Consider the following 513-nt stretch of genomic DNA (forward strand, 5'->3'; position numbering starts at 1 on the left):
CCGCAGTTACGGTCAGCGTGGCCGGCGCTACCTGGAACGACTGGCTCACCGCTGCTGCCGCCGTGTAATTGGCGTCACCTGCCTGTGTAGCGCTTATGGTTACATTGCCCACGCCGGTGATGGTAACGGTATTGCCGCTCACCGTAGCCGGACCGGCAGTTACGACGTAAGTTACCGTCAACCCTGCATCGCTGTTGGCGCTGAGCGCAAGGGCCGCATCGCCATATGTTTTGTTAGAGATGGCCGGGAAGCTGATAGTTTGAGATGCCTTTGTAATAGTAAGCGATCCATTCGCAAAGTTAAAGTCGTAGTTAGCGGCTGTTAATGTACCCGCAGTGACCGTAATCGGATAAACACCAGGCGCACTGTTGATATCGGCAGTGTGGGTAATGGTGGCATCACCACTTACTACACTGCTGTTTTCGCCGTTTACAAAACCGGTAACAGTATAATCCGGTGTTGGATTAGTTTGTTTGTATACCCTGTTTTTATCATTAGCCGTTACCGTTAGTG

1 protein-coding gene is annotated in these 513 nt (G+C 51.9%); it reads right to left on the bottom strand.

All coding sequences use genetic code 11. The features are described 5' to 3' along the window. On the bottom strand, nt 1-513 hold a 513-nt coding region (locus ACLHR0_RS31640), incomplete at both ends, for an MBG domain-containing protein (protein ID WP_436491695.1).

It is taken from the genome of Chitinophaga sp. ARDCPP14 (assembly GCF_051362515.1).
Taxonomy (GTDB): Bacteria; Bacteroidota; Bacteroidia; order Chitinophagales; family Chitinophagaceae; genus Chitinophaga.